This is a genomic window from Dissulfurirhabdus thermomarina (assembly GCF_012979235.1).
Classification (GTDB): domain Bacteria; phylum Desulfobacterota; class Dissulfuribacteria; order Dissulfuribacterales; family Dissulfurirhabdaceae; genus Dissulfurirhabdus; species Dissulfurirhabdus thermomarina.
The window spans coordinates 1-693 of sequence record NZ_JAATWC010000025.1 but is presented as its reverse complement, the minus strand read 5'-3'; the positions used below and the strand labels follow the sequence as shown (position 1 = coordinate 693).

Annotated in this window: 1 pseudogene; it reads left to right on the top strand. The window is 73.6% G+C overall.

What is annotated here, in order from left to right:
- A pseudogene (locus tag HCU62_RS11570) lies at positions 1-693 on the top strand (RHS repeat protein); the annotation flags it as partial.

The window sequence follows — 693 nt, the reverse complement described above, 5'->3', positions numbered from 1 at the left end:
CGCCTACGACGCGGCGGGGCGCCGGACCCGGCTCTCCTTCCCGAATGGGATCGAGACGGCCTACTCCACCGACGCGGCCGGGCGCCTGGTGGGGATTTCGTCCTCCGGCGGGCGGCACGGGAAGGCCCTTCCCGACCTGACCTACGAGCTGGACCCGGTGGGGCTCCGGGTCCTCCGGGTCCTGGACCGCCGCCGGACGGCCTACGCCTACGATGCCCTTGACCGGCTCGTGGAGGTCCGGCCCGGCGACGGGGGTCACCGCGCCGAGCGCTACGCCTACGACCTCGCGGGGAACCGCCTTTCCGGCCCCCGCCGGCACGATGCCTACGCCTACGACGGGGCCGGCCGCCTGGTCTCGGGCCCGGGCTTCACCTGCGGCCACGACGCCGCCGGCCGCCTGGTGCGCAAGGTGGAGGAGGGGGACGAGCCCGCGGCCTGGACCTATGCCTACGACGCCCTGGGGCGGCTCGTTCGGGCGACGCGCCTGTCCCCGTCCGGGGAGACCCTGTCGGTGGACTTCACCTACGATCCCTTCGGGCGTAGAATCGGGAAGCGGGTGGAGCGGACGGACCGGGAGGGCGAGGTCCGGGTGATGCGGGCGGAGTTCGTGTACGACGGCGCGGTGCCGCTCCTGGAGACCCGGGAGGGGAAGAAGCCGGTGACCACGTGGTATCTCTTCGTTCCGGGGAGCTT